Raw genomic sequence first — 26,057 nt, 5'->3', positions numbered from 1 at the left:
GGCTTGCCCCGCGATGTTTTTCAGCGCCTGCTGACGCTGCTCAATTGGCAATTTACCCAGTGCGTCGACCCGCTCATAGAACACCTGCCAATCGCCCCCAACTTCGACAAACAGCTGGGCAAACGCCGGCACCCATTGGTCATACAGACCAAAGGGCAGTAGCTTGGCGTTGTTCAGCGGTGCATTGATCCAGGCGTCATAGCGCCCGACACCGCCCCACTGGCCATCGCGCAGGGCCCGATACTCCCGGCGCAAGCGTTCGAACTCGGCCTGTTTGCCGGAGCGCTTGGCAGAGTCGGTCAGCGGCGCCGCGTACAAGCGCTTGAGCCGTTCGCGGCTGGCCAGAACCAGGGCGACAAACTGATCGCGTGGCTGGCCAACCCCTTCGGCCAGCGCTGGCAGCCCGCGCGCCGCGCGCCATTGGCGGCTGCCTTCGTGCTCGACAAAGGTGGCGAAGGACTCGTTGAACGCAGTGTCGTCCTGTACATAGACCCGCTGATGCGCCAGCTCATGAAAAATCACCGTGGCCAGGCGCTCATCCCCCCAGTTGAGCATGGAGCTGAGAATCGGATCATCGAACCAGCCCAGGGTCGAATAGGCCTCGACGCCGCCAATGTAAACATCCAGCCCCTGCTGCTTCTGCAGCGCCGCCGCCCCGCGCGCGGCGCCCTGGCGGTAGTAACCGCGGTAGGCGACGCAACCGGCAATGGGGAAACAATGGGTTTGCGGCTCAAGGGACAATTCAGGAGTGGCAAACACGTTCCAGACCACGAAGGGCCTGCCAATGTCGGCATACACCCGGTAGCTGCGGTTGTCCGGCAGCTTCAGCTGCTTACTGGCAAAGGCTCGTGCCCGCTCGGCCTGCAGTAGTTGCTGGCGCAGTTTGCCGGCGGTGGCAGGATCGGCAACCAGTTCAGCGACCGGCTGGCGTGCCTGCAGCAACTGCAACTGACCGCTGGCCAGTTGCCCGTAGTAACTGACACTGGCGCAACCGTTCAGCAGCCCGATGGCCAGCAGGGGAACCAAGTGGCGAAAAATGTGGTCGAGTGCCCCATGACTTGAGCGTAACAAAAGAAATAGTCGAAGCATTCGTGTCCTGTCATCCGCTCGAGTACTCATCAGCTTCAAGACTATCCTGCCCGGCTGGAGTTTTGCCATGCGTACACTGATTGTCGTCAGCGCTGTTGTGCTTATTTGCGGCTGTGCCAGCCTGCCCCCCGCCGACCCCAATCAGGCCTGGATCGACCTTGCCCCGGGTCAGGACGACACCCTGCATGCCATTGAAGTGGACGAGCGCGCCTGGGCCGACAAACGCTACTTCGAAGTGTCGCCAGGTAGCCATGAACTGACCGTGCGCTACCTGTTCCCGGTGACCCCGAGCAATATCGGCCCGGTCGATGAGCCGCTGTGGCGCGATTGCCAGCTGAATGTGAAATTCAAGGAGTTCACTGCCGGCCAGCGTTACCAGCTCGAAGCCGGTAGCATCGGCTTCCGTCCATGGGCCAAGCTCTATGATCAACAGCGCAAAGTGGTAGGCACAGGCTTGCCGGCAGGCTGCCAACGCACCTGAAGACGTGAATGGCGCTATGCTTAAGCTTTGTAACCCGCACGTCGGAGTTTGCCATGCGCCAGCCTATGATGCTGCTCGCAATCAGTACGCTGGGGGCCTGCGCCAGCCCCCTGCCACCTGTGGATAACAAACAGGCCTGGGTCGACTTTTACACCATCACGCCGGGGAAACTGGTGATGGCTGAGCGCCTGGATGGCCAGCGTGTGACCGATGGCCGTTTCTTCCAGGTGACGCCCGGCGCACACGAGCTGGTGGTACGTTTCGATTACGAAGTCCCGTCCGGCGGTTTCATCACCGACCCCACCGAACGCACCTGCTACCTGACCGTCAAGTTCGATCACTTCGAGGCAGGCCAGCGCTATCGCCTGGAAGCCCGGGCCCCGGCCATGCAGCCCAGCGCCTACCTGTATGATGCCCAGCGCAAGGTGGTTGCCGAAGAATCGAACAACATCTTCTGCACGCCCTGAAGCCCAGGCTCTGTATGAAATGTATTCGAGCGAAGGCCAGGCAAGGCGAAAACAGGCGAGGAAGCGGAGTTTACTGGTTGTAAATGAGCATTCCGAGCCTGCTTTCAACGCAGCATGGACGAGCTCGGATGCATTTCGTACAGAGCCTAGCGATCATTCTTCTGATAGATGATCCTCCGGCTGCCGCCTTCACAACTGCCGACCACCATGTTCTGGTCGTGGACGTCCTCGTTCTTGACGATTTCCAGGGTATAGGAGCTCACGTTGTTGGCCTGGATCTTGGCTTCGATCTCTGCCTTGAGCTCTTCACAATCTTTCGGCGCAGCCAGCGCAGAAGTTGCCAGCACCGAAGCCAGCACAGCCATTGCAACACGGATCATGGGACAGCTCCTGGTGACGGTGGACACTCCACCGACCTCCATTTGACCACAATGGCAGGTCCCGGTTCTGCCTCAGCTCAGCAGCGTTGCGTCCAGGCTGATTGTCGCGTTGAGCACCTTCGAGACCGGGCAGCCTGCCTTGGCCTTGTTGGCGATCTCGACAAACTGCGCCTCGCTGGCCCCTGGCACCTTGGCCTTGAGAATCAGGTTCACAGCGGTGATGGCAAAGCCATCAGGCAACTTGTCGAGGGTGACTTCGGCAATGGTGTCAATGCGCTCGGCGGTTAGACCCGCCTCGCCCAGCATCATCGACAAGGCCATGGAGAAACAGCCGGCATGCGCCGCGCCGATCAACTCTTCGGGGTTGGTACCCGGCTGGCCCTCGAAACGGGTGTTGAAGCCATAGGGGTTCTGCTTGAGGGCACCACTTTCGGTGGAAAGCAGGCCTTTGCCTTCCTTAAGCCCGCCCTGCCAAATAGCCGATGCTGTCTTTTTCATAAAGCCTCCTGAGCTCTCAGGGCACGTGATATCGCGCCTTGCCTTAAATTCAGAGAGCCCTGACACAGGCAAGTTCATACGGATTACGAACTCCGGCATTGATTCCTGTGGATGTGCCCATACAGAGCTAGAAAGGCCGTTGCTTCACTGCGGCCAAATGACTGTCCAGGAGGCTCAATCGCCCATGAAGCAACTTGCGGATATCAAGATTTCCACCCTCGACCTGGTGCCAGTGCGCGCTGACAGCGGCCCGGCACAGTCGCTACGCAACTCGCTGGACCTTGCACAACATGTCGAGAAGTTTGGCTACAACCGCTTCTGGGTGGCCGAGCACCACAACATGGATGGTATCGCCAGCTCGGCGACCTCGGTGCTGCTCAGCTATCTGGCCGGCGGCACTTCGACGATCCGCGTGGGCGCCGGCGGGGTAATGTTGCCCAACCACGCGCCACTGGTGATCGCTGAACAATTCGGAACCCTGGCCAGCCTGTATCCCGGGCGTATCGACCTGGGCCTGGGCCGCGCCCCGGGCTCCGACCAGATGACTGCCCGCGCCCTGCGCCGCGAACGCTCCGGCAGTGCCGACGACTTTCCTGATGATGTCGAAGAATTGATGCGCTACCTGGGCCCACGGACACCGGAGCAAAAAGTCATTGCGGTGCCGGGTTACGGCACCGAAGTGCCGATCTGGTTGCTCGGTTCGAGCCTGTTCAGTGCGCAACTGGCCGGCATGCGCGGCTTGCCCTACGCCTTCGCCTCGCATTTCGCCCCTCGCTACCTGCATGAGGCGATTCGCGTGTACCGCAACCACTTCCAGCCTTCTGCGGTGCTCGACAAGCCCTACGTGATGCTCGGTGTGCCGCTGGTCGCTGCCGATACCGACGAGCAGGCGGATTACCTGGCCACCTCGGTGTACCAGCGCATTCTCGCCCTGATGCGCGGGCAAAGCCTGGTACAACGTCCGCCAGTAGCCACCATGGACGGCCTGTGGCTGCCTCATGAACGTGAAGCGGTAGGCAGTTTCCTCGGGCTGGCAATGGTTGGTAGCCCAGCGAAGATCCGCGCCAAACTTGAAGTGCTGCTTGAGCAGACCGAGGCAGATGAGCTGATCTTTACCTGCGACCTGTATGAGCATGCGGACCGGATTCGGTCCTATGAGCTGCTTGCGCAAACAGTGCTGGGCGGCTGAGGGCCCTATCGCGGGGCAAGCCCGCTCCCACAATAATGTAGGAGCGGGCTTGCCCCGCGATGGATGAAGCACCGTTACCCGCGCTTGTAGACGATTTCCTTGGTGCCGCCTTCGCAGCTACCCACCACCTTGCCACCAGCGGCAGCACCTTTATCAACGATCTCCAGCGAGTAGCCACTGACGCCTTTGGCATCGAGCTTGGCTGCTATTTCGCTCTTGAGCTCTTCACATGGCTTGCCGGCGGCCAGTGCGGTGCCCGCCAACGTCATCAAACCTATCGCTACTACCAACGTCTTCATCGATCGCTTTCCTTGTTCAGATCAAATAGAGAAGGGCGCCAGGAAGGCCGGGCGCCTCAGGAGTGTTTAACGCAATTGACCCGCACAAGCCAGTGTCGCCGCTTCAGCTATTGACGATGCGGAAGCCCACTTTGAGCGTGACCTGAAAATGTGCAGCCTTGTTGTCCTTGATATGGCCCCGGGTATCGACCACCTCGAACCACTCAAGGTGCTTGATGCTCTTGCCGGCCTCGGCCAGGGCATTGTTGATCGCCTCCTCGATGGAGGTGGGCGATGAGCCGACCAGTTCGATTTTCTTGTAGGTGTGGTGATCAGACATGGGCAATCTCCTTTTTGAACATGAGATAGAGCCTAGCAGTGCCGGGCTTTTTTACCTGCCAGAGGTAAATGCCGCCAAAAGTTCGACTGCACTTTCCCAGCGCCCTGTAGTCGGAACCTACACAGCTCAACTCAACCTCGAAGGAGAGTCACCATGGCCAACACCTCGCTGCGTAAAGCTTCGTTGCAAAGCATGGAAGCCGAGATCGAAAGCCTGCTCAAGTCACTGGAAAGTCTCAAGGACGATGCCTCGGACGAGTCGCGCAAAACCCTGAAGACGCTCAAGGGCAACGCCGAGAATGCCCTTCGCCATTCGCGCAGCCTGCTCAGCGATGCCTATGAAGAGGTGAAGACCAAGACCCGTGAAACCGGCTTGGCCACCCGTGACTACGCTCAGGAGCACCCTTGGGCCACTGCCGGTGTCGCGGTTGGCGCCCTTGGCCTGCTGGCGGCGTACCTGATGTGCAGACGCAGTCACTAAGCGATCTGGCGCGCAAGCTCCGCGCGCAACCAGCCAGCCAGTTGCTCGGCGCGCCCGTCTGCGGCGCGTCGCGGCACCCACAAGGCCAGTGCGGCCCGGGTTTGGCAAAACCCCCACGGTGCGGCCAGGCGCCCGGCGCGCAAGTCGTCGGCTACCAGCGGTTGCGGGGCAATGGCCACACCCAGCCCGGCCACTGCCGCCTCCAGCAAGTAATACAGATGCTCGAAATCCTGTCCATAGTGCAGCGCCTGCGGGTCTATACCTTGCTGCGCGGCCCAATTCGGCCATGCTTGCGGGCGTGAGGTAGTCTGCAGCAAGGTCTCAGCCAGCAGCGCCTCAGCCGGAGCCTGCTGCAAGCGCTTGAACCCGGGGAAATGCGGGCTGAGCACCGGGCCAATGTGCTCCTGAGCGAGCACATGCACCTGCATGTCCGCCGGCCATGGCGGCTCGGCAAACACCAGCAATGCATCCAACCCGGGACGGCGCGGGTCGAGGTCGCCTTCACCGGCCGACAGGTGCAGGCGCAATTGCGGCAAATCCGCCTTCAGCCGCCCCAGCCGTGGGATGAACCAGCGTGCCAGCAGGCTGCCGGAGCAACCAAGGACGAACGGCGCATCGGCGCTGCTTTGACTGATCTCTGCACACACACCGCGCAGACGTTCGAACGCATCGCTGCTGGCATCGCGCAGGCGCACCCCTGCATCTGTGAGTTTAATGCCACGCCCGTCTTTGACGAACAGCGCGACCCCAAGGTGCTCTTCAAGCACCTTCAACTGCCGGCTAACCGCGCCATGAGTAACATGAAGCTGCTCGGCTGCCTGGCTGACGCTGTTGAGCCGGGCAGTGGCTTCGAACGCCCGCAGGGCATTGAGGGGAGGCAGGTCCTGGCGCATGACGTGTGAGTTTTCCTGACAGGTTGTAGCAATCTTATCGGTTTTCAGCGGCGCGTGTGGTGGTTAGAGTAAAGCCATTCCCGACTTCACTATCGCCCTGGAGCGACCCATGACCCAGACCAACTTCCGCGCCGGCCCCGATGCCAATGGCCTGTTTGGCGAATTCGGCGGCCGCTACGTGGCAGAAACCCTGATGCCGCTGGTGCTCGATCTTGCCCGCGAATACGAGGCAGCCAAGGCCGACCCGGCGTTTCTCGAGCAACTGGCGTACTTTCAGCGCGACTACATCGGCCGGCCCAACCCGCTGTACTTCGCCGAACGCCTGACCGAACACTGCGGTGGTGCGAAGATTTTCTTCAAGCGTGAAGAACTCAACCACACCGGCGCACACAAGGTTAACAACTGCATCGGCCAGGTACTGCTGGCCAAGCGCATGGGTAAAAAACGCCTGATCGCCGAAACCGGCGCCGGCATGCACGGCGTGGCCACTGCCACGGTCGCTGCGCGCTTCGGCCTGCCGTGCGTGATCTACATGGGCGCCACCGATATCGAGCGTCAACAGGCCAACGTGTTCCGCATGAAGCTGCTGGGCGCCGAAATCGTGCCAGTGACCGCCGGTACCGGCACCCTCAAAGATGCGATGAACGAGGCCCTGCGCGACTGGGTCACCAACGTCGACGACACCTTTTACCTGATCGGCACCGTCGCCGGCCCGCACCCGTACCCGGCAATGGTTCGCGACTTCCAGTCGATCATCGGCAAGGAAACCCGCGAGCAGCTGCAGGCCAAGGAAGGGCGCCTGCCCGACAGCCTGATCGCCTGCGTCGGCGGCGGCTCCAATGCCATGGGCCTGTTCCACGACTTCCTCGATGACGCCAGCGTGCAGATCATCGGTGTTGAAGCCGGTGGCCATGGTGTCGACACCGACAAGCATGCAGCCAGCCTCAATGGCGGCGTGCCCGGTGTGCTGCACGGCAACCGCACTTACCTGCTGCAGGATGCCGACGGCCAGATCACCGATGCCCACTCGATTTCCGCAGGCCTGGATTATCCCGGCATCGGCCCGGAGCACGCCTACCTGCACGAAGTGAAGCGCGTCGAGTACGTCAGCATCACCGACGACGAAGCCCTGGCGGCGTTTCACACCACCTGCCGCCTGGAAGGCATCATTCCGGCCCTGGAAACCTCCCACGCCCTGGCCGAAGCGATCAAACGCGCACCGACCCTGCCCAAGGACCACCTGATGGTAGTGTGCCTGTCCGGGCGCGGCGACAAAGACATGCAAACCGTGATGAGCCATATGGCTGCCCAGGAGAAACAGGCATGAGCCGTCTTGAACAACGCTTCGCCGAGCTGAAAGCCGAAGGCCGTTCGGCACTGGTCACCTTCATCACTGCGGGCGACCCCGGCTACGACGCTTCGCTGCAAATCCTCAAAGGCCTGCCGGCTGCTGGCGCTGATGTGATCGAGCTGGGCATGCCGTTCACCGACCCGATGGCCGACGGCGTGGCGATCCAGCTCGCCACCTTGCGCGCCCTGGAGGCTGGCCAGACCCTGGCGAAAACCCTGCAGATGGTTCGCGAGTTCCGCGTCGACAACCAGACCACGCCAATCGTGCTGATGGGCTATTACAACCCGATTCACCGCTTTGGTGTCGAGGCTTTCGTGGCCCAGGCCAAGGCCGTGGGCGTGGACGGCCTGATCATCGTCGACCTGCCACCGGAGCACGATGCTGAACTTGCGACCCCGGCTCAGGCGGCAGGCATCGATTTCATCCGTCTGACCACCCCGACCACAGACGACGTGCGCCTGCCGCGCGTGCTCGAGCGCAGCTCCGGGTTCGTCTACTACGTCTCGGTTGCCGGTGTAACCGGTGCTGGCTCCGCGACCACCGAGCATGTCAGCAGCGCCATCGAGCGCCTGCGTCGGCACACCGACCTGCCAATCAGCGTCGGCTTCGGTATCCGCACGCCAGAGCAGGCCGCGGCGATCGCCAAACTGTCGGAGGGTGTAGTGGTCGGTTCGGCATTGGTCGACAAGATTGCCAATGCCAAAACCGCCGAGCAGGCTGTGGGTGATGTGCTCGAACTGTGCTCAGCGCTGGCCCAGGGTGTGCGGGGCGCGCGCAAGGCCTGACCCTGCGGCGCCTGCAATCGCCGGCAAGGCCGGCTCCCACAATAGTCCCAGTATGACCAGGACCTTGTGGGAGCTGGCCTTGCCAGCGATTGCCCCGACAAAGTTTTCAAGGTTGCTTGAAAATTGTCAGATCCAGCGGTCGCACCGCCCCCATCCAGATCGCATAATCGCGATGATCGACCAGATCATCGCCGGTCAGCGGGTGTAGAAACACCACCAGCCCATGGCGATACAACGCCAGCCAAGGCAACACCACGCCCACCACCTCAGGCCCGAACGCCAATTGGCAGCTCCAGTCCGGGTGCGGCCCGACCGGTTTCTGATGCATACGCCCCATGGTCACTGGAAACAGCTGCGCGGCTTCTTCGCACAATTGCCGGGCTTGTTCCATGGTGCTGGCGTCATAGTAGATATGCGCGTGATAACCCTTGATCCTCTGCACGAAAACTCCTGAATCACGACGAACCTGCGGCACATTGCACGGGTAAATCTTCACCCGCAACTATACGCGGGTGAGCTGGCGGCGCAGTTCGTCCAGTACCGGACCGCTATCCGGGCGAACGCCCCGCCAGATGAAGAAGGCTTCGGCAGCCTGCTCGGCGAGCATGCCCAGACCATCCAGGACCTTGGCGGCCTGGTGCTCGCTGGCCCAGCGGCAGAAGGGTGTCGGTTCCTTGCCATACATCATGTCGTAGCACACGGTTTTGCCGGGCTCGATCAGGCTGGCGGCAATCGGCGGCAACTCACCGGCAAGGCTTGCTGAGGTGGCGTTGATGATCAGATCGACCGGCTCTTGCAACCAGCTGAAGCCGCTGGCGGCCACCGGCCCGAGGTCGGCGAACTCACGGGCCAGTTGTTCGGCCTTTTCCACTGTGCGATTGGCGATCACCAGCGACGCGGGGTTCTGCGCCAGCAAGGGTTCCAGCACCCCGCGCACGGCGCCGCCAGCACCGAGCAGCAAGATTCGCTTGCCGCTCAGTTGCACACCGGCGTTGACGGTAAGGTCGCGCACCAGCCCGGCACCATCGGTGTTGTCGCCCTGCAGGCTGCCGTCGGCCAGTTTGCTCAGGGTGTTTACCGCCCCCGCGCGTTTGGCCCGCGGCGTCAGGCTATCGACCAGGCGATAGGCTTCTTCCTTGAATGGCACGGTGACATTGGCGCCCAGGCCCTGCTTGAAAAAGCCCTGGGCACACATGCTGAAATCGTCCAGCGGCGCCAGCAGGGTGTTGTACTCCAGCTGCTGGCCGGTCTGGTCGGCGAACAGGCGGTGGATCAGCGGCGACTTGCTGTGGCCGATCGGGTTGCCAAATACAACGTACTGGTCCATTCACGCGGTTCCTGGGTCAAGGTCGGGCAGGGCCGGAAAGTTATCCACAGCCGCTCAGTGGCGGGGGCTGGCCTCGCCAAGCCAGTCGCGGTCCTGCAGGAAGTACTCGGTCAGGCGCGCTTCTTCGCTGCCTGGTGCGGCCTTCCAATCGTACCCCCAACGCACCTGCGGTGGCAGCGACATGAGGATCGATTCGGTACGCCCGCCCGATTGCAGGCCAAACAACGTGCCGCGATCGTAAACCAGGTTGAACTCGACATAGCGGCCGCGCCGGTATTCCTGGAACTCACGCTGCTCGGCGGTGTACGGCTGGGCCTTGCGGCGCTGGATGATCGGCAGGTAGGCCTCGACATAGGCATCGCCAATGGCGCGCATGAAGGCGAAACAGGTGTCGAAATCCCACTCGTTCAGGTCATCGAAAAACAGGCCGCCGATGCCGCGTGGTTCGCCACGGTGTTTGAGGTGGAAGTAGCGGTCGCACCAGGCTTTGTAACGTGGATAGACGTCGGCACCGAAAGGCGCGCAGGCACGCTCGGCAACCTGGTGCCAGTGCACGCAGTCTTCTTCATTGCCATAGTAGGGGGTCAGGTCGAAGCCGCCGCCAAACCACCAGACTGCTTCTTCGCCTTCTTTCTCGGCGATGAAAAACCGCACGTTGGCGTGGGAAGTCGGCACATGGGGATTATGCGGATGGATCACCAACGACACGCCCAAGGCCTCGAAACCGCGCCCGGCAAGCTCTGGCCGGTGGGCACTGGCCGACGGCGGCAAGCCGCTGCCGAACACGTGGGAGAAATTCACCCCGCCTTTCTCGATGACCTGACCGTCACCGATCACCCGGGTCCGTCCGCCACCACCGGCCTCGCGCGTCCAGGCGTCCTCGACAAAGCGGGCGCCGCCATCTTCATTTTCGAGGGCAGTGCAGATACGGTCTTGCAGGTCGAGCAGGTAGGCTTTCACGGCCTCGGTGCGGCTAGTCATCAGGTCACCTGGAAGCTGGCTAAGGCAAATTCGGCGCGTAGCATACCACCGGCGACAGGCTGGCCGCAGTTGACGGCGATCAAGCAAAGGCGTCCGATAGGGCTTTTGCGGTACCTTCCAGGAGAGTGCAGATGGCCAAGCGTATCCAGTTCAGCCAGCATGGCGGCCCCGAAGTCCTGACCCTGGTCGACTTCGAACCGCCAGCACCCGGCCCGCAGCAGGTTCGCGTGCGCAACCAGGCGATCGGCCTGAACTTCATCGATACCTACTTTCGCAGCGGCCTGTACGCGCCGCCCTCGTTGCCTTCGGGCCTGGGCACCGAAGGTGCCGGGGTGGTCGAGGCGCTGGGTGCTCAGGTGACCCGGTTCAAGATCGGCGACCGAGTTGCCTATGCCGGCGGCCCGCTGGGTGCCTACAGCGAGGTGCATGTGCTGCCTGAGGCCAATCTGGTCAAACTCCCTGACAACATCAGCTTCGAGCAGGCGGCGGCAGTGATGCTCAAGGGCCTGACCGTGCAGTACCTGCTCAAGCAGACCTACGCGGTACAACCAGGCGAGACCATTTTGTTCCACGCAGCCGCAGGCGGCGTCGGCTCACTGGCCTGCCAATGGGCCAAGGCCCTGGGGGCCAGGTTGATCGGCACCGTCAGCAGCGCCGAGAAGGCCGAACGAGCCAAGGCCCTGGGCGCCTGGGCGACCATCGATTACAGCCGTGAAGACGTGGCCCAACGGGTACTGGAGCTGACTGACGGGAAAAAATGCCCGGTGGTCTACGACGGCGTTGGCCAGGACACCTGGCTGACTTCTCTGGACTGCCTGGCACCGCGCGGGCTGATAGTCAGCTTCGGCAATGCCTCCGGCGCGGTCAGCGGGGTCAACCTGGGGATCCTGGCGCAGAAGGGCTCGTTGTATGTCACCCGGCCAACCCTGGCCAGCTATGCCAATAACGCCGAGAACACCCAGGCCATGGCCGACGACCTGTTTGCGATGATTACCAGCGGCAAACTGACTGTGGATATCCAGCAACGTTATCCATTGAGCGAGGCGGCCAAGGCGCAGAGCGAACTGTCGGCGCGCAGGACGGTGGGGTCGACGGTGTTGCTGCCTTGAAACGGTGCTGAATCGCTCGCGGGGCAAGCTGAACTGGTCAACTTGCCCCGCGATAAGGCTTATCCCGCCCGCACCACTTCCCCGGTCGCCAGGTCACGAATCACACTGGGATTACGCCGCCCGCCCAGGGCGCCACCCAGGACCAGGTCCAGCTGGCCACGGAAATACTGCTCGACGCGCAAACGCGACTTGGCCGCAGGACGTCCCTGGGGGTTGGCCGAGGTCGATACCAATGGCCCGACCAGCGCACACAAGTCACGCACCACCGGGTGATCGCTGACACGCAGGGCGACGGTGTCATGCACGCCGGTAATCCACTCTGGCAGCAGGTTCTGATGCGGCACCAGCCAGGTGTTCGGTCCCGGCCAGGTTGCAGACATGCGGTCCAGCCAGGTTTGGGGGAAATCCTCGAAAAGGAAGTCGAACTGGCGAATATTATCGGCGATCAGGATTAACCCCTTGTCGACCGAACGCGACTTGATCGCCAGCAGGCGATCCACCGCTTCTTCGTTCCACGGGTCACAGCCCAGGCCCCAGACCGCCTCGGTCGGGTAGGCAATCACCGCACCGGCCCGAATTTCACGCGCGGCTTGTTGCACACGCCAACAGCTCACCATTGCTTTCACTCCGCATAAAGGCATATGAGCAGTGTACTTAGCCGGGCCGGGCAAACCAACGTCCGGCTTCACTACAGATCCTGCCAGCCAGTTCCAACTCGGTCAGGGCCGCCAGCACCCTGGGTAACGGCCAGCCGCTGCTGCTGGCCAGGCCCTCGGTGGTCTGCGGCGCGGCCAGCAACAGCTCGACCAGGGCATGGCTGGCGCTTACAGCCGATTGCAACGGCGGCAAGCGCTGCCAACCCTGCAGGGTTTCGACGATCTGCTCGACGGTTTCTACCAGTAAGGCACCGTCGCGGATCAACTGGTGACAGCCTTTGGAGCCGGGGTGATGAATCGAGCCCGGAATGGCGTATACCTCCCGGCCTTGCTCGGCCGCCAGACGCGCAGTAATCAGCGAGCCACTGGCCAGGCTCGCCTCGACCACCAGCACCCCCAGCGACAGGCCGCTGATGATCCGGTTACGCCGGGGAAAGTTTCCGGCCACAGGCCCGGTATCCAGCGGAAACTCTGAGACCACGGCGCTGCCTTGATCGATCATTGCCGCCGCCAGCGCCCTGTGTCGCTGTGGATAAAGTTTTTGCAGACCGGTGCCCAGCACGCCGATCGTCTGCCCGCCAACCTCCAGGGCAGCCTGATGCGCAGCACCATCGACCCCCAGAGCCAAGCCGCTGGTGATGACAAAGCCACCCCGGGCGAGGCTGCGCGAGAAGGCTGCGGCGGTATCGAGCGACGGCATCAAAGCCCTGCGACTGCCGACGATCGCCAATTGCGGTTTTTCCAGGATGGCCGGGGTGCCTGCGATGAACAGCAGCGGCGGGGCATCCTCAAGTTCAGCCAGTAAACCCGGGTAGCCTGGGTCGTCCCACATCAGCAAATGCTGGTCGCGGGCCTCTAGCCAGCGCATTGCCGCTGCCGCGCCGTCCCGCACTTCATGGCTGCGCCGGCCATCGCTGCTCTGCGCAGGCACGCCAAGCGCACGCCAGGCCGTGGCCGGTGCACTGAGTGCCGCCGAGGCGCTGCCGAAGGCCTGGATCAATGTATGAAAACGCCGCGGTCCCAGGGACGGCAGCAAATGCAGGCGCAAGCGCGCTTCGAGTTCGGCGGGAGAGCACACCGGCGATAAGGGTTGCGACATGACGATCATCCTTGATCGGACAGCCTGGGCCAGCCGTGAAAAAGCTGTGGATAACTCTGTTGATAATACTTTGACAACCGGTTGAAGAATTGCCCTCGCAAGCATCCCTTCGGGCTTGCAGCCACGGCTGGAAAAGCACCCTGAAACCTTAGCTGACCTTTGCCAGGTGCCGAATGCACCGAATCCCTTTATTATGTGTACTCATGTTTGTAATTCATCGCACAGTGCAGCTCATACGCTTATGGCCATTCTGAACATCCTCGAATTCCCGGACCCGCGCCTTCGCACCATCGCCAAACCGGTGACCGAAGTCGACGACGGCGTTCGCCAGTTGATCGATGACATGTTTGAAACCATGTACGAAGCCCCTGGTATTGGCCTCGCCGCCACCCAGATCAACGTGCACAAGCGCATCGTGGTCATGGACCTGAGCGAAGATCGCAGCGAGCCACGGGTATTCATCAACCCGGAACTGGAGATGCTGACCGACGAAATGGATCAGTACCAGGAAGGCTGCCTGTCGGTACCCGGCTTCTACGAGAACGTCGATCGCCCGGTGCGGGTCAAGGTCAAGGCGCTGGATCGCGACGGCAAGCCGTACGAACTGATCGCCGAAGGCCTGCTGGCAGTGTGCATCCAGCACGAATGCGATCATCTCAACGGCAAGCTGTTCGTTGACTACCTGTCGACGCTCAAACGCGACCGGATCAAGAAGAAGCTGGAAAAGCAGCACCGCCAGCAAGCTTGATCTCCTCTTCCCAAAGGCTTGCTCCGGCAAGCCTTTTTCTTTTTAAGCGAGAACTCCATGCGCATTGTCTTCGCAGGCACCCCAGAGTTTGCCGCCGAACACCTCAAAGCCCTGATCGACAGCCCCTATGACGTGGTGGCGGTCTACACCCAGCCGGACCGCCCGGCCGGTCGAGGGCAAAAACTGATGCCAAGCGCGGTCAAGCAACTGGCTGTGGATAACGGCATCCAGGTCCTGCAACCGCCGACCCTGCGCAATGCCGAGGCACAAGCGGAACTGGCCGCCCTCAAGCCCGACCTGATGGTGGTGGTCGCCTATGGCCTGATCCTGCCGCAAGCGGTGCTGGATATTCCGCGCCTGGGTTGCATCAACAGCCACGCCTCGCTGCTACCACGCTGGCGCGGCGCCGCACCGATCCAGCGCGCGGTCGAGGCCGGTGACAGCGAAAGCGGGGTGACGGTAATGCGCATGGAAGCAGGCCTGGACACCGGACCCATGCTGCTCAAGGTCAGCACCCCGATCAGCGCCAGTGATACCGGTGGCACCTTGCATGATCGCCTGGCCCAGATGGGCCCGCCGGCGGTACTTGAAGCCATTGCCGGTCTTGCTGCGGGGACCTTGCAGGGTGAAGTCCAGGACGACAACCTGGCCACTTATGCACACAAGCTGAACAAAGACGAAGCGCGCTTGGACTGGACTCGCCCGGCTGTTGAGCTGGAACGCCTGATTCGCGCCTTCAACCCATGGCCGATCTGCCACAGCACGCTCAACGGTGAAGCGCTGAAGGTGCTTGCCGCAAGCTTATCCACAGACTCGGGCACGCCAGGTGAAATCCTCGCTGCCAGCAAGGACGGCCTGATCGTCGCTTGCGCTGATCAGGCGCTGTGCCTGACCCGCCTGCAACTGCCGGGTGGCAAGGCGCTGAACTTCAGCGACCTGTTCAACAGCCGCCGCGAGAAGTTCGCCATCGGCACGGTGCTTGGCCAATGAACCCACGTCTTGCAGCCGCCCGCGCCCTGGCGGCAGTACTCAGTGGCAAAGCCTCGCTGAACAGTTCCCTGCCAGGCCAGTTGGACAAGGTCGAAGTTCGTGACCGTGGCCTGACCCAGGACCTGGCCTTCGGTACCGCGCGCTGGCAGCCACGGCTATCGGCCCTGGCCGAGCGCCTGCTGCAGAAACCGTTCAAGGCTGCCGATGCCGACGTCGAGGCGCTGCTGTTGGTCGGCCTGTACCAGTTGCTCTACACGCGCATCCCTGCACACGCCGCCATCGGCGAAACCGTTGGCTGTGCCGACAAGTTGAAAAAGCCTTGGGCCAAGAGTTTGCTCAACGCCGTGCTGCGCCGCGCGCAACGCGAAAGCAGCGAAATCTTCGCTGAGCTTGAGCGCGACCCGGTCGTACGCACTGCGCACCCGCGCTGGCTGCAAAAGTCGCTCAAGGCCTTCTGGCCCGAGCAATGGGAAGCCATCTGCGCGGCCAACAATCCCCCCCCGCCGATGATCCTGCGGGTCAACCGCCGCCATCACAGCCGTGACGCTTACCTCGGACTGCTGCGTGATGCCGGCCTCGAAGCGGCGCCATGCCAATTCAGCGGCGACGGCATCCTGCTCGCCGAGGCCTGCGATGTACGCGGCTTGCCCGGTTTCGACCAGGGCTGGATCAGCGTCCAGGACGAAGCCGCGCAACTGGCCGCCGACCTGCTTGACCTGGCTCCCGGCCAGCGCGTGCTCGACGCCTGCTGCGCGCCGGGTGGCAAAACCTGCCACCTGCTGGAAGCCCAGGCCGGGCTCGACGCCGTGGTCGCCATCGACCTGGAAGCCAAACGCCTGACCCGCGTGCGCGAGAACCTCGACCGCCTGGGCCTCGACGCCCAGTTGATTGCCTGCGACGCCCGCGACACCGCCAGTTGGTGGGACGGCAAGGGCTTCCAGCGGATCCTGCTCGACGCGCCATGCTCGGCCACAGGCGTGATCCGCCGTCATCCGGACATCAAGCTGACCCGCCAGGCCGACGACATCGCAGCCTTGGCCAGCCTGCAAGGCGAATTGCTCGACGCCCTGTGGCCAACCCTGGAAGTGGGCGGCATCCTGCTTTACGCCACTTGCTCGACCCTGCCGACGGAAAACACCGAAGTGATCGAGGCCTTCCTCGCTCGTACCCCCGGTGCCCGCGAGCTCGACCTGGCGACCCAGGCCGGTATCCGCCAACCCCATGGCCGCCAGTTGCTGGCCCAGGAAGGCGGACACGACGGCTTCTACTATGCCAAGCTGATCAAAATCGCCGCCGCGCGCGGATAACAAGAGAAGGGAACAGCGGATGAAGATCATCATCCTCGGCGCAGGGCAGGTCGGCGGTACGCTGGCCGAACACCTGGCCAGCGAAGCCAACGACATTACCGTGGTCGACACCGATGGCGACCGCCTGCGCGACCTCGGTGATCGCTTGGACATCCGTACCGTGCAAGGCCGCGCCTCGTTCCCGACCGTGTTGCGCCAAGCCGGCGCCGACGATGCCGACATGCTGGTGGCGGTGACCAACAGCGACGAAACCAACATGGTCGCCTGCCAGGTCGCCTACACCCTGTTTCATACCCCGACCAAGATCGCCCGGGTGCGTGAATCGGCCTACCTGACCCGCGCCGGCCTGTTCGACAATGAGGCCATCCCGGTTGACGTACTGATCAGCCCCGAGCAAGTGGTGACCCATTACATCAAGCGCTTGATCGAACACCCCGGCGCCCTGCAGGTGATCGATTTCGCCGAAGGCAAGGCCCAGCTGGTGGCGGTCAAGGCCTACTACGGCGGGCCGCTGGTCGGCCAGCAACTGCGCCAGATCCGCGCGCACATGCCCAATGTCGACACCCGCGTGGCCGCGATCTTCCGCCGTGACCGGCCGATCCTGCCGCAAGGCGATACGGTCATCGAAGCCGACGACGAGGTGTTCTTCATCGCTGCCAAGGCGCACATCCGTGCGGTGATGGGCGAGCTGCGACGTATCGATGAAACCAACAAGCGGGTGGTCATCGCCGGCGGCGGGCAGATCGGCGAGCGCCTGGCCGAGGCGATCGAAAGCCGTTACCAGGTGAAGATCATCGAGATGAACCCGGCGCGCTGCCGGCACCTGTCCGACACACTGGAAAGCACCGTGGTACTGCAGGGCAGTGCCTCGGACCGCGACCTGATGCTCGAAGAGAACATCGCCGAAGCCGACATCTTCCTGGCCCTGACCAACGATGATGAAGCCAACATCATGTCCTCGCTGCTGGCCAAGCGCCTGGGCGCGCGCAAGGTGATGACCATCATCAACAACCCGGCCTATGTCGACTTGGTCCAGGGCGGCGAGATCGATATCGCCATCAGTCCGCAGCTGGCTACCATCGGCACCCTGCTGGCCCACGTGCGCCGCGGCGATATCGTCAGCGTGCACTCGCTGCGTCGCGGGGCGGCCGAGGCCATCGAAGCGATTGCCCACGGTGACTCGAAGTCGAGCAAGGTGATCGGCAAGGCCATCGAAGACATCGCCCTGCCACCCGGCACTACAATCGGCGCGATCATCCGCGACGAAGAAGTGCTGATCGCCCATGACGACACAGTGATCGAAGCCGGTGACCACGTGATCCTCTTCGTTGTGGATAAAAAGTACATCCGTGACGTCGAGAAGCTGTTCCATGTAGGGTTGAGCTTCTTCTAAGAGGGACCTGGAATGCGCGAATCACTGGAGAAAATGCTGGCCAAGGGTGTGGATAACGCCCTGTTGCGCTTCGGCCTGGGCAAAGCTTGGCTCGACGATGGCAACGGCGCCGAGGCGGCTGTACACCTGCAGCGCTGCATCGAGTTTGATCCCAAGTACTCGGCGGCGTGGAAGCTGCTGGGCAAGGCGCATCAGCTTGAGGGTGACTTGGCAGGTGCGCGCCAAGCCTGGGAGCAGGGGCTGGAAGCGGCGAAGGCCCATGGCGACAAGCAGGCCGAGAAAGAGATGACGGTGTTTCTGAAGAAGCTGGATAAGAATTTGTAGGAGCTGGCTTGCCTGCGATCGGGCGCGCAGCGGCCGCAGAACCTGAGTCCTAGGTTTGTCAGATACAACCGGGACTCAGGATTTACGACGGCTTCGCCGCCGATCGCAGGCAAGCCAGCGCCTACAAGGGTGCAAGGGCCCTCAATACCAGCGCGGCTCGCCCGCCGGGCGCTTCTTGAAGCGCTTCATGCTCCACATGTACTGGCTCGGATAAGCCCGTACATAGCGCTCGACCACCTGGCTCATGGCCGCAGCAGAGGTTTCGGTGTCTTCGCTGTACATGGCCTCGGGCGCCGCTTCCAGGATGACCTTGAAGCCGGAACCATCCGGCAGGCGCAGGGCATGCAGGAACACCCCGACCGCCTTGCCGCCTGCGAGCATGTTCGGCACAAACTTGCTGGTCAGCGCCCGGGTGGCGAAGAACGGCACAAAGATCCCCGCCGACTCTGCCGGCTCAGGGTCGGCCGGAATACCCACCTGACCCCCTTTGCGCACTTCCTTGATAATGCTCAGGATGCCTTCCTTGGTCGACGCCGCCACGCGGTTGCCCAGTTGCACGCGCTGTTCGCGCAACAGGTCATCGACCGCCTTGAGCTTGGGCGGGCGGTAGAAAATGATCGGTTTGCACTGGCTGCAATAGAAGTGGTTGAGCACTTCCCAGTTGCCCAGGTGGCTGGTGATACCGACCACGCCCTTGCCCGAAGCCAAGGCCGCCTGCAGCACTTCCAGGCCTTCGACCTCGCGCACCAGGTCGAGCGAGCGCTGGGCCGGCCAGATCCAGGCACAGGCGCTTTCGGTAAAGGACTTGCCGATGTCCATCAGGGTCCGGCCCACCAGTTGCTCGCGGGCAACCGGGTCCATGTCCGGGAAGCACTTGGCCAGGTTGATGCGCACGACGTTGCGTGAACTGTTCGGCACCTTCCACATGATCCAGCCAATCGCTGCGCCGACCCGCTGTACGGCGCTCCAGGGGAGCTTGGCAAACAATCGCAACGCCCCGACCATCAGGGCGCCCTTGAACTTATCCACAAGCTGGTTCCTCTTTCTGCAAGCCGGCCATTGTAACCCCCTGGGCAAGCGCGGCGTAACGATCACAGTCGGTGGTGTGGTCCATGACCATGCCGGTCGCCTGCATGAAGGCGTAGCAAATGGTCGGGCCAACAAAGGTGAAGCCGGCTTTGCGCAACGCCTTGCTCATGGCCTCGGCTTCAGCGGTCACGGCCGGGACTTCACTGCGCTGGTTGAAATGATTGACCTTGGCGGAGCCTGCGACAAACGACCAGAGCCATTGCGCCGGGTTTTCCAGCGCCAGCCAGGCCCGGGCATTACGCCGCGCGGCATTGAGCTTGAGGCGGTTGCGGATGATGCCCGGGTCGAGCATGCGCTCTTCGATTTCTTCGTCGCTCATCTGCGCCAGGCGCTGCGGATCGAAGCCGAACAGCACCTGGCGGTAGCGCTCGCGCTTCTTCAACACGGTGATCCACGACAGCCCGGCCTGGAAGCCTTCGAGCAGAAGCATTTCAAACAGCTGCCCGGGGTCGCGCTGCGGCGTGCCCCATTCCTCGTCGTGGTAAGCCTGGTAAAGCGGATCGTCGGTACACCAAAAGCAACGTGGCATAAGGCTCCAAGGGTAGAGGCCTGCGCGAATCGGGTTATACTCCCGCTCTTTATATTCGCAGCCCTAGAAACAGGTGAATTTCGTGAGCCAGCCTACGCCAGCCGTGCGTACCTTCCAAGACTTGATCCTCGCCCTGCAGAACTACTGGGCCGAGCAAGGTTGTGTGGTGCTTCAGCCCTACGATATGGAAGTAGGCGCCGGCACTTTCCATACTGCCACGTTCCTGCGCGCCATCGGCCCGGAAACCTGGAACGCCGCCTATGTGCAGCCTAGCCGTCGTCCGGCGGATGGCCGTTATGGCGAAAACCCGAACCGCCTGCAGCACTATTACCAGTTCCAGGTAGTCCTCAAGCCGAACCCGGCGAACTTCCAGGAACTGTACCTGGGCTCGCTCAAAGCCATCGGCCTCGACCCGCTGGTGCACGACATTCGCTTCGTCGAAGACAACTGGGAATCGCCGACCCTCGGCGCCTGGGGCCTGGGTTGGGAAATCTGGCTCAACGGCATGGAAGTCACCCAGTTCACCTACTTCCAGCAAGTGGGCGGCATCGAGTGCTTGCCGGTCACTGGTGAAATCACCTACGGCCTGGAACGCCTGGCCATGTACCTGCAGGGTGTGGATTCGGTCTACGACCTGATCTGGACCGACGGCCCGTTCGGCAAGGTGACCTATGGCGACGTGTTCCACCAGAACGAGGTGGAGCAGTCGACCTACAACTTCGAGCACGCCAACGTCGAAAAGCTGTTCGAACTGTTCGACTTCTACGAGAGCGAAGCCAACCGCCTGATCGAGCTGGAGCTGCCGCTGCCGACCTATGAAATGGTCCTCAAGGCCTCGCACACCTTCAACCTGCTCGATGCCCGCCGCGCCATTTCGGTGACCGAGCGTCAGCGCTACATCCTGCGCGTACGGACCCTGGCCCGGGCCGTGGCCCAGAGCTACCTGCAAGCCCGCGCCAAGCTGGGCTTCCCGATGGCATCCCCTGAATTGCGTGATGAAGTGTTGGCTAAGCTGGAGGCTGCACAATGAGTGCTCAAGATTTCCTGGTTGAACTGGGCACCGAAGAACTGCCACCCAAGGCCCTGAGCAGCCTGGGTGATGCCTTCCTCGCCGGTATCGAGAAAGGCCTGCAGGCCGCTGGCCTGAACTACACCGACAAGCAGGTGTTCGCCGCACCGCGCCGCCTGGCCGTGCTGATTCGCAACCTCGACACCCAGCAGCCGGACCGCAGCGTCAACCTCGACGGCCCGCCACGCCAGGCTGCCTTCGACGCGGAAGGCAAGCCAACCCAGGCCGCCCTGGGCTTTGCCAAGAAGTGCGGTGTAGAGCTCTCGGATATCGACCAGAGCGGCGCCAAACTGCGCTTCTCCCAGCACATCCCGGGCAAGGCCACCGCCAGCCTGCTGCCGACCATCGTCGAGGACTCGCTCAACGACCTGCCAATCCCCAAGCGCATGCGCTGGGGTGCGCGCAAGGAAGAGTTCGTGCGTCCGACCCAGTGGCTGGTCATGCTGCTCGGTGACGAGGTGGTTGACTGCACCCTGCTGGCGCAGAAAGCCGGTCGCGAATCCCGTGGCCACCGCTTCCACCACCCGGAAAACGTGCGTATCACCGCCCCGGCCAACTACCAGGAAGACCTGCGCAAGGCCTACGTCCTGGCAGATTTTGCCGAGCGCCGCGAGCTGATCAGCAAGCGTACTGCCGAACTCGCCCTGCAGCAGGAAGGCAGCGCCATCGTGCCGCCGGCGCTGCTCGACGAAGTAACCGCACTGGTTGAATGGCCGGTGCCGCTGGTGTGCTCGTTCGAGGAACGCTTCCTCGAGGTGCCGCAAGAAGCACTGATTACCACCATGCAGGACAACCAGAAGTACTTCTGCCTGCTGGACGCCGACGGCAAGCTGCTGCCGCGCTTCATCACTGTAGCGAACGTCGAGAGCCGCGATCCGAAGCAGATCGTCGAAGGTAACGAGAAGGTCGTGCGCCCGCGCCTGACCGACGCCGAGTTCTTCTTCAAGCAAGACAAGAAGCAGGCGCTGGAAAGCTTCAACGAACGCTTGAAAAACGTGGTGTTCCAGGCTCAATTGGGCAGCGTTTTCGACAAGGCCGAGCGGGTTGCCAAGCTGGCAGCCTTCATCGCCCAGCGCATTGGCGGCGACGCCCAGCGCGCGGCACGTGCCGGCCTGCTGTCGAAGTGCGACCTGGCCACCGAGATGGTCGGTGAGTTCCCTGAGATGCAGGGTGTTGCCGGTTACTACTACGCCCTCAACGACGGCGAGCCTGAAGACGTCGCCCTGGCCCTGAACGAGCAGTACATGCCGCGCGGTGCTGGCGCTGAACTGCCGTCGACCCTGACCGGTGCGGCGGTGGCGATTGCCGACAAGCTCGACACCCTGGTCGGTATCTTCGGTATCGGCATGCTCCCGACCGGTAGCAAGGACCCCTACGCCCTGCGCCGTGCAGCACTGGGCGTACTGCGTATCCTGATCGAGAAGCAGCTGGACCTGGACCTGAACGAGGCGGTGAACTTCGCCGTCAGCCAGTTCGGTGCCAAGATCAAGGCCGCAGGCCTGTCCGAGCAAGTCCTGGAGTTCGTCTTCGATCGCCTGCGTGCCCGTTATGAAGACGAAGGTATCGACGTTGCCACCTACCTGTCGGTGCGTGCCCTCAAGCCGGGTTCGGCACTGGACTTCGACCAACGCGTGCAGGCCGTACAAGCCTTCCGTCAGCTGCCCGAAGCCGCTGCCCTGGCCGCGGTGAACAAGCGTGTGTCGAACCTGCTGAGCAAGGCCGAGGGCGCTGTCGCCAGCACGGTCGAGCCGAAGTACTTCGACAACGCCAACGAGTTCTCCCTGTACTCGGCGATCCAGCAGGCCGACCAGGCTGTGCAGCCAATGGCCGCCGCTCGCCAGTACAGCGAATCGCTGGCACGCCTGGCTGCCCTGCGCGAACCGGTCGACGCCTTCTTCGAGGCGGTGATGGTCAACGCCGACGATGCCAATGTCCGCGCCAACCGCTATGCCTTGCTCAGCCGCCTGCGCGGTCTGTTCCTGGGCGTTGCCGACATTTCGTTGCTGGGGTAAGTCTTGAAGCTGCTGATTCTCGATCGGGACGGGGTGATCAACCAGGACTCCGACGCCTACATCAAGTCGCTGGACGAGTGGATTCCAATCCCCGGTTCGATCGATGCGATTGCGCAGTTGAGCAAAGCCGGCTGGACGGTGGCCGTTGCCACCAACCAGTCCGGCATTGCCCGTGGCTACTACGACCTGGCTACCCTCGAGGCCATGCATGCGCGCCTGCGCGAGCTAGTGGCCGAGCAGGGGGGCGAGGTCGGGATGATCGTCTATTGCCCGCATGGGCCCGATGAGGGCTGCGCCTGCCGCAAACCCAAGCCGGGAATGCTGAGCACCATTGCCGTGCACTACCAGGTGAATCTGGCCGGTGTATGGTTTGTTGGTGACAGTAAGGGTGACCTGGAAGCCGCTTTGGCCGTCGATGCTCAACCGATTCTGGTAAAAACCGGAAAAGGCGAGAAGACCCTGAGCAAGGGGATTCCTGAAAATACGCTTATTTTCGATGATCTGGCAGCCATCGCCAGAGAACTTATCCACAAATAGCGCGTCTGCACAACAGGCGCACTTTTACTAGGCGGGCAAGCCCGCAACGGTACATGCCGCTATGTCGATCTTGCAGGCGATCAGAATTTTTCTTTTTTACCTGCTGCTGGGTACCAGCTCCTTGCTGTGGTGCACCCTGAGCTTTTTTATCGCGCCGTTTCTGCCATTCAGCGCCCGTTACCGCTTCATCAACGTTTACTGGTGCCGCTTCGCGCTGGTGCTGGTACGGGTGTTTCTCAACATCAAGGTCAAGGTCACCGGAGCTGAGAACATCCCCAAGCAGCCTTGCGTGATCCTCTCCAACCACCAGAGCACCTGGGAAACCTTTTTCCTTTCCGCCTATTTCTCGCCCTTGAGCCAGGTGCTCAAGCGTGAACTGTTGTACGTGCCGTTCTTCGGCTGGGCCATGGCCATGCTGCGACCAATCGCCATTGACCGCGACAACCCCAAGGCAGCCTTGAAGCAAGTCGCCAGCAAGGGCAACAAACTGCTCAAGGAAAACGTCTGGGTCCTGATCTTCCCTGAAGGCACCCGCGTGCCGTTTGGCCAGATCGGCAAGTTTTCGCGCAGCGGTGCGGCGCTTGCGGTCAACGCCGACCTGCCTGTGCTGCCGATCGCCCACAACGCCGGCAAGTTCTGGCCCAAGCAGGGCTGGAGCAAACGTGCGGGCACCATCGAGGTAGTGATTGGTGCTCCGATGTACGCAGAGGGCAGCGGCCCACGGGCCATTGCCGAGCTAAACGACCGCGCAGCGGCGTGGAACGAACAAGCCCAGCGCGACCTCGGCTCGCTGCCAGCAGCTGTGCCAAATCAAGCACACGGCGTAGCCTGAGCGATCTGTGGATAACTTGTGTACAGTATTGGGATTTCTCAGATAAAAATTCGCTAAGTTACTAATTTAGCTATTTATTTCTCTGTATGACTGATTTCTTAAAATCGTGCATAAGTTTTTCCGCGGCATAAAAAAACCGGCGCTTGCGCCGGTTTTTTTGTACCCGTAGTTTCTTAAACCTTGTCGATATCCACGTCCCGGGTTTCTTTCAGGCAGAACAGCCCCACCACCAGGCTGATACCGGTGATCAGGACCGGGTACCAGAGCCCATAGAAGATGTCGCCGGTGTATACCACCAGAGCGAACGACACAGTCGGCAGGAAGCCACCGAACCAGCCGTTGCCGATGTGGTAGGGCAGGGACATGGAGGTGTAGCGGATGCGGGTCGGGAACAGCTCGACCATCACCGCTGCCAGCGGTCCGTAGGTCATGGTCGCGATCAGGATCATCGCCACGATCAGCAACACCACCATCGGCTGGTTAACGCTGGCAGGGTCTGCCTTGGCCGGGTAGCCGGCCTTTTCGATGGCTGTACGCATGGCCGCTTCGTCGAAGCCGCTGATCTTCTGCTCGCCGATACTCACCACCACCTCGGCGCCCGCAACAGCCTCAGCCGAGCTATAAGGCAGGCCCTGTTTGACCAGGAAGGTCTTGACCTTGTCGCAGGGGCTGTCAAACCGCGCCTTGCCCACCGGATCGAACTGGAAGGTGCATGCCTGCGGGTCTGACATGACCACAATAGGTGCCTGACGGCTGGCGGCATCGATCTGTGGGTTAGCGTAATGGCTCAGTGCTTTGAACAGCGGAAAGTAGAGCACCGTTGCCAGCAACAAGCCGAGCATCAGGATCGGTTTGCGCCCGATACGGTCGGACAGCCAGCCAAAGAATACGAAGAACGGCGCACCGATCACCACACTGATGATCAGCAAGGTATTGGCCTGGGCCGGGTCCATCTTGAGCATCTGGGTCATGAAGAACAGCACATAGAACTGTGCCGTGTAGAAGGTGACCGCCTGGCCCGCATTAATGCTGAACAGTGCGGTCAGTACCACTTTCAGGTTTGGCCAGGAGGTGAAGGACTCACGAATGGGTGACTTGCTGAGCTTGCCCTGAGCCTTCATTTTCACAAAAGCAGGCGACTCATGCATGCTCATGCGGATCCAGGTGGAAATCCCCAGCAGGACAATCGACAACAGGAACGGTAGACGCCAGCCCCAGACTTCGAACTGGTCGCCACTGATATAGCGGCTGCCCAGGACCACCAGCAATGACAGCAGCAGGCCAAGGGTCGCTGTGGACTGAATGAAGCCGGTATGGAAGCCGCGTTTGCCGGGGGGTGCATGCTCGGCAACATAGGTCGCCGCGCCACCGTACTCACCTCCTAGCGCCAGGCCCTGAAGCATACGCAGCACCACCAGAATAATCGGTGCCGCGATACCGATGCTGGCGTAGGTTGGCAACAGGCCGACGGCAAAGGTCGACAGCCCCATCAGCACGATAGTCACCAGGAAGGTGTACTTGCGCCCGATCATATCGCCCAGGCGGCCAAACACCAGCGCACCGAAAGGCCTTACCAGGAAACCGGCGGCGAAGGCCATCAAGGCGAAGATAAAGGCGGTGGTATCGTTTACCCCGGCAAAAAACTGTTTGCTGATGACCGCGGCCAACGCCCCGTAGAGAAAAAAGTCATACCACTCGAACACCGTGCCGAGGGATGACGCGAAAATGATCTTGCGTTCTTCCCGGCGACTGTTGCTCGCCGTTGCAGCGCCCTGCTCTTGAATGTAATCCGACATCGTTGCTGTCCTCGGCCTGCAGGCCCCA

At 62.0% G+C, this 26,057-nt stretch carries 30 protein-coding genes; 16 read left to right on the top strand and 14 right to left on the bottom strand.

Annotated elements, in window-relative coordinates:
• A partial coding sequence (locus tag M5G17_RS21650; protein WP_273894921.1) for an aminopeptidase occupies nucleotides 1-1,071 on the bottom strand: 1,071 nt, incomplete at its 3' end.
• Nucleotides 1,072-1,156: 85 nt separating this feature from the next.
• On the opposite strand from M5G17_RS21650, the gene M5G17_RS21645 reads away from it, so the two are divergent.
• Together M5G17_RS21645 and M5G17_RS21640 are read left to right on the top strand one after the other, a co-directional pair.
• Nucleotides 1,157-1,570, top strand: a complete 414-nt coding sequence (locus tag M5G17_RS21645; RefSeq protein WP_273894915.1) for a PA0061/PA0062 family lipoprotein — start codon at nucleotides 1,157-1,159, stop codon at nucleotides 1,568-1,570.
• Between the two features lie 53 nt (nucleotides 1,571-1,623).
• Nucleotides 1,624-2,037 carry a PA0061/PA0062 family lipoprotein gene (locus M5G17_RS21640; protein ID WP_273894914.1) on the top strand — a complete coding sequence of 138 codons (414 nt, stop codon included), beginning with the start codon at nucleotides 1,624-1,626 and terminating at the stop codon, nucleotides 2,035-2,037.
• Between the two features lie 146 nt (nucleotides 2,038-2,183).
• On the opposite strand, the gene M5G17_RS21635 is transcribed toward M5G17_RS21640, so the two are convergent.
• Complete coding sequence (locus M5G17_RS21635; RefSeq protein WP_273894913.1) at nucleotides 2,184-2,417, bottom strand: DUF1161 domain-containing protein; 234 nt, start codon at nucleotides 2,415-2,417, stop codon at nucleotides 2,184-2,186.
• A gap of 72 nt (nucleotides 2,418-2,489) precedes the next feature.
• Nucleotides 2,490-2,915 (bottom strand): OsmC family protein, encoded by a 426-nt coding sequence (locus M5G17_RS21630; RefSeq protein WP_273894912.1) that lies wholly within the window; start codon nucleotides 2,913-2,915, stop codon nucleotides 2,490-2,492.
• Nucleotides 2,916-3,099: 184 nt separating this feature from the next.
• Between M5G17_RS21630 and M5G17_RS21625 the strand changes: the two genes are divergently transcribed.
• Nucleotides 3,100-4,104, top strand: a complete 1,005-nt coding sequence (locus M5G17_RS21625) for an LLM class flavin-dependent oxidoreductase (RefSeq protein ID WP_273894911.1) — start codon at nucleotides 3,100-3,102, stop codon at nucleotides 4,102-4,104.
• Between the two features lie 74 nt (nucleotides 4,105-4,178).
• Here the strand turns inward: M5G17_RS21625 and M5G17_RS21620 are convergent, their stop codons facing one another.
• Complete coding sequence (locus tag M5G17_RS21620) at nucleotides 4,179-4,403, bottom strand: DUF1161 domain-containing protein (protein ID WP_273894910.1); 225 nt, start codon at nucleotides 4,401-4,403, stop codon at nucleotides 4,179-4,181.
• Nucleotides 4,404-4,506: 103 nt separating this feature from the next.
• Nucleotides 4,507-4,722 carry a dodecin gene (locus tag M5G17_RS21615; protein WP_010222667.1) on the bottom strand — a complete coding sequence of 72 codons (216 nt, stop codon included), beginning with the start codon at nucleotides 4,720-4,722 and terminating at the stop codon, nucleotides 4,507-4,509.
• A 153-nt stretch (nucleotides 4,723-4,875) separates the two neighbouring features.
• Here M5G17_RS21615 and M5G17_RS21610 point away from each other — a divergent pair, with 153 nt between their 5' ends.
• Nucleotides 4,876-5,202 carry an ElaB/YgaM/YqjD family protein gene (locus M5G17_RS21610; RefSeq protein ID WP_130262170.1) on the top strand — a complete coding sequence of 109 codons (327 nt, stop codon included), beginning with the start codon at nucleotides 4,876-4,878 and terminating at the stop codon, nucleotides 5,200-5,202.
• On the opposite strand, the gene M5G17_RS21605 is transcribed toward M5G17_RS21610, so the two are convergent.
• Nucleotides 5,199-6,095, bottom strand: a complete 897-nt coding sequence (locus M5G17_RS21605; RefSeq protein WP_273894909.1) for a LysR family transcriptional regulator — start codon at nucleotides 6,093-6,095, stop codon at nucleotides 5,199-5,201. The two genes, M5G17_RS21610 and M5G17_RS21605, sit on opposite strands and share 4 nt — an antisense overlap.
• Before the next feature lie 109 nt (nucleotides 6,096-6,204).
• On the opposite strand from M5G17_RS21605, the gene trpB reads away from it, so the two are divergent.
• On the top strand, nucleotides 6,205-7,422 hold the full coding sequence (gene trpB / locus M5G17_RS21600; protein WP_273894908.1) for a tryptophan synthase subunit beta: 1,218 nt from the start codon (nucleotides 6,205-6,207) through the stop codon (nucleotides 7,420-7,422).
• On the top strand, nucleotides 7,419-8,231 hold the full coding sequence (gene trpA, locus M5G17_RS21595; RefSeq protein ID WP_273894907.1) for a tryptophan synthase subunit alpha: 813 nt from the start codon (nucleotides 7,419-7,421) through the stop codon (nucleotides 8,229-8,231). Before trpB ends, trpA begins: the two co-directional genes overlap by 4 nt.
• Before the next feature lie 106 nt (nucleotides 8,232-8,337).
• Here trpA and M5G17_RS21590 read toward each other — a convergent pair whose 3' ends face one another.
• From M5G17_RS21590 to hemF, 3 genes are read right to left on the bottom strand one after another with little or no spacing between them, the layout of a single operon-like run.
• Entirely contained in the window at nucleotides 8,338-8,673 is a 336-nt protein-coding gene (locus M5G17_RS21590) for a DOPA 4,5-dioxygenase family protein (protein WP_273894906.1), read from the bottom strand.
• A gap of 60 nt (nucleotides 8,674-8,733) precedes the next feature.
• Nucleotides 8,734-9,558, bottom strand: a complete 825-nt coding sequence (gene aroE, locus M5G17_RS21585) for a shikimate dehydrogenase (RefSeq protein ID WP_273894905.1) — start codon at nucleotides 9,556-9,558, stop codon at nucleotides 8,734-8,736.
• Nucleotides 9,559-9,612: 54 nt separating this feature from the next.
• Complete coding sequence (hemF, locus tag M5G17_RS21580; protein ID WP_273894904.1) at nucleotides 9,613-10,539, bottom strand: oxygen-dependent coproporphyrinogen oxidase; 927 nt, start codon at nucleotides 10,537-10,539, stop codon at nucleotides 9,613-9,615.
• 131 nt (nucleotides 10,540-10,670) lie between these two features.
• Between hemF and M5G17_RS21575 the strand changes: the two genes are divergently transcribed.
• Nucleotides 10,671-11,648: an NADPH:quinone reductase gene (locus M5G17_RS21575; RefSeq protein WP_273894903.1), complete on the top strand. Its 978-nt coding sequence runs from the start codon at nucleotides 10,671-10,673 to the stop codon at nucleotides 11,646-11,648.
• Nucleotides 11,649-11,707: 59 nt separating this feature from the next.
• On the opposite strand, the gene tsaC is transcribed toward M5G17_RS21575, so the two are convergent.
• Together tsaC and dprA are read right to left on the bottom strand one after the other, a co-directional pair.
• Entirely contained in the window at nucleotides 11,708-12,265 is a 558-nt protein-coding gene (gene tsaC / locus M5G17_RS21570) for an L-threonylcarbamoyladenylate synthase type 1 TsaC (protein ID WP_130262162.1), read from the bottom strand.
• Nucleotides 12,266-12,302: 37 nt separating this feature from the next.
• Nucleotides 12,303-13,403: a DNA-processing protein DprA gene (dprA, locus tag M5G17_RS21565; protein WP_273894902.1), complete on the bottom strand. Its 1,101-nt coding sequence runs from the start codon at nucleotides 13,401-13,403 to the stop codon at nucleotides 12,303-12,305.
• Between the two features lie 241 nt (nucleotides 13,404-13,644).
• Here dprA and def point away from each other — a divergent pair, with 241 nt between their 5' ends.
• Genes def through M5G17_RS21540 form a run of 5 tightly spaced genes read left to right on the top strand, consistent with a single transcriptional unit; the run spans nucleotide 13,645 to nucleotide 18,165 of the window.
• A complete protein-coding gene (gene def, locus M5G17_RS21560; RefSeq protein WP_038605133.1) occupies nucleotides 13,645-14,151 on the top strand; it encodes a peptide deformylase in 507 nt (168 codons plus the stop codon).
• Between the two features lie 57 nt (nucleotides 14,152-14,208).
• Nucleotides 14,209-15,141, top strand: coding sequence for a methionyl-tRNA formyltransferase (gene fmt, locus M5G17_RS21555; RefSeq protein WP_273894901.1), 933 nt, complete (start codon nucleotides 14,209-14,211; stop codon nucleotides 15,139-15,141).
• Nucleotides 15,138-16,448, top strand: coding sequence for a 16S rRNA (cytosine(967)-C(5))-methyltransferase RsmB (rsmB, locus tag M5G17_RS21550; RefSeq protein ID WP_273894900.1), 1,311 nt, complete (start codon nucleotides 15,138-15,140; stop codon nucleotides 16,446-16,448). The genes fmt and rsmB overlap by 4 nt, the downstream gene beginning before the upstream one ends.
• Before the next feature lie 19 nt (nucleotides 16,449-16,467).
• Complete coding sequence (trkA, locus tag M5G17_RS21545; RefSeq protein ID WP_130262158.1) at nucleotides 16,468-17,841, top strand: Trk system potassium transporter TrkA; 1,374 nt, start codon at nucleotides 16,468-16,470, stop codon at nucleotides 17,839-17,841.
• 12 nt (nucleotides 17,842-17,853) lie between these two features.
• Nucleotides 17,854-18,165, top strand: a complete 312-nt coding sequence (locus M5G17_RS21540) for a tetratricopeptide repeat protein (RefSeq protein ID WP_273894899.1) — start codon at nucleotides 17,854-17,856, stop codon at nucleotides 18,163-18,165.
• 141 nt (nucleotides 18,166-18,306) lie between these two features.
• Here M5G17_RS21540 and M5G17_RS21535 read toward each other — a convergent pair whose 3' ends face one another.
• Both M5G17_RS21535 and M5G17_RS21530 read right to left on the bottom strand, forming a co-directional pair.
• On the bottom strand, nucleotides 18,307-19,194 hold the full coding sequence (locus tag M5G17_RS21535; protein WP_273894898.1) for a lysophospholipid acyltransferase: 888 nt from the start codon (nucleotides 19,192-19,194) through the stop codon (nucleotides 18,307-18,309).
• On the bottom strand, nucleotides 19,187-19,783 hold the full coding sequence (locus M5G17_RS21530) for a DNA-3-methyladenine glycosylase I (RefSeq protein WP_273894897.1): 597 nt from the start codon (nucleotides 19,781-19,783) through the stop codon (nucleotides 19,187-19,189). Before M5G17_RS21530 ends, M5G17_RS21535 begins: the two co-directional genes overlap by 8 nt.
• Nucleotides 19,784-19,865: 82 nt before the next feature.
• On the opposite strand from M5G17_RS21530, the gene glyQ reads away from it, so the two are divergent.
• The 4 genes from glyQ (at nucleotide 19,866) to M5G17_RS21510 (ending at nucleotide 24,233) form a co-directional block, all read left to right on the top strand.
• Complete coding sequence (gene glyQ / locus M5G17_RS21525) at nucleotides 19,866-20,813, top strand: glycine--tRNA ligase subunit alpha (RefSeq protein ID WP_038997882.1); 948 nt, start codon at nucleotides 19,866-19,868, stop codon at nucleotides 20,811-20,813.
• Entirely contained in the window at nucleotides 20,810-22,864 is a 2,055-nt protein-coding gene (gene glyS / locus M5G17_RS21520) for a glycine--tRNA ligase subunit beta (RefSeq protein ID WP_273894896.1), read from the top strand. Before glyQ ends, glyS begins: the two co-directional genes overlap by 4 nt.
• 3 nt (nucleotides 22,865-22,867) lie before the next feature.
• On the top strand, nucleotides 22,868-23,401 hold the full coding sequence (gmhB, locus tag M5G17_RS21515) for a D-glycero-beta-D-manno-heptose 1,7-bisphosphate 7-phosphatase (protein ID WP_273894895.1): 534 nt from the start codon (nucleotides 22,868-22,870) through the stop codon (nucleotides 23,399-23,401).
• 61 nt (nucleotides 23,402-23,462) lie between these two features.
• Complete coding sequence (locus M5G17_RS21510; protein ID WP_273894894.1) at nucleotides 23,463-24,233, top strand: lysophospholipid acyltransferase family protein; 771 nt, start codon at nucleotides 23,463-23,465, stop codon at nucleotides 24,231-24,233.
• Nucleotides 24,234-24,406: 173 nt separating this feature from the next.
• Here the strand turns inward: M5G17_RS21510 and M5G17_RS21505 are convergent, their stop codons facing one another.
• On the bottom strand, nucleotides 24,407-26,029 hold the full coding sequence (locus M5G17_RS21505) for an MFS transporter (RefSeq protein ID WP_273894893.1): 1,623 nt from the start codon (nucleotides 26,027-26,029) through the stop codon (nucleotides 24,407-24,409).
• Nucleotides 26,030-26,057: the final 28 nt, after the last annotated feature.

The organism is Pseudomonas rubra, from assembly GCF_028656935.1.
Classification (GTDB): Bacteria; Pseudomonadota; Gammaproteobacteria; order Pseudomonadales; family Pseudomonadaceae; genus Aquipseudomonas; species Aquipseudomonas rubra.
Note: the sequence above shows the minus strand (reverse complement) of the source record. Positions and strands in the feature narration are given on the sequence as shown.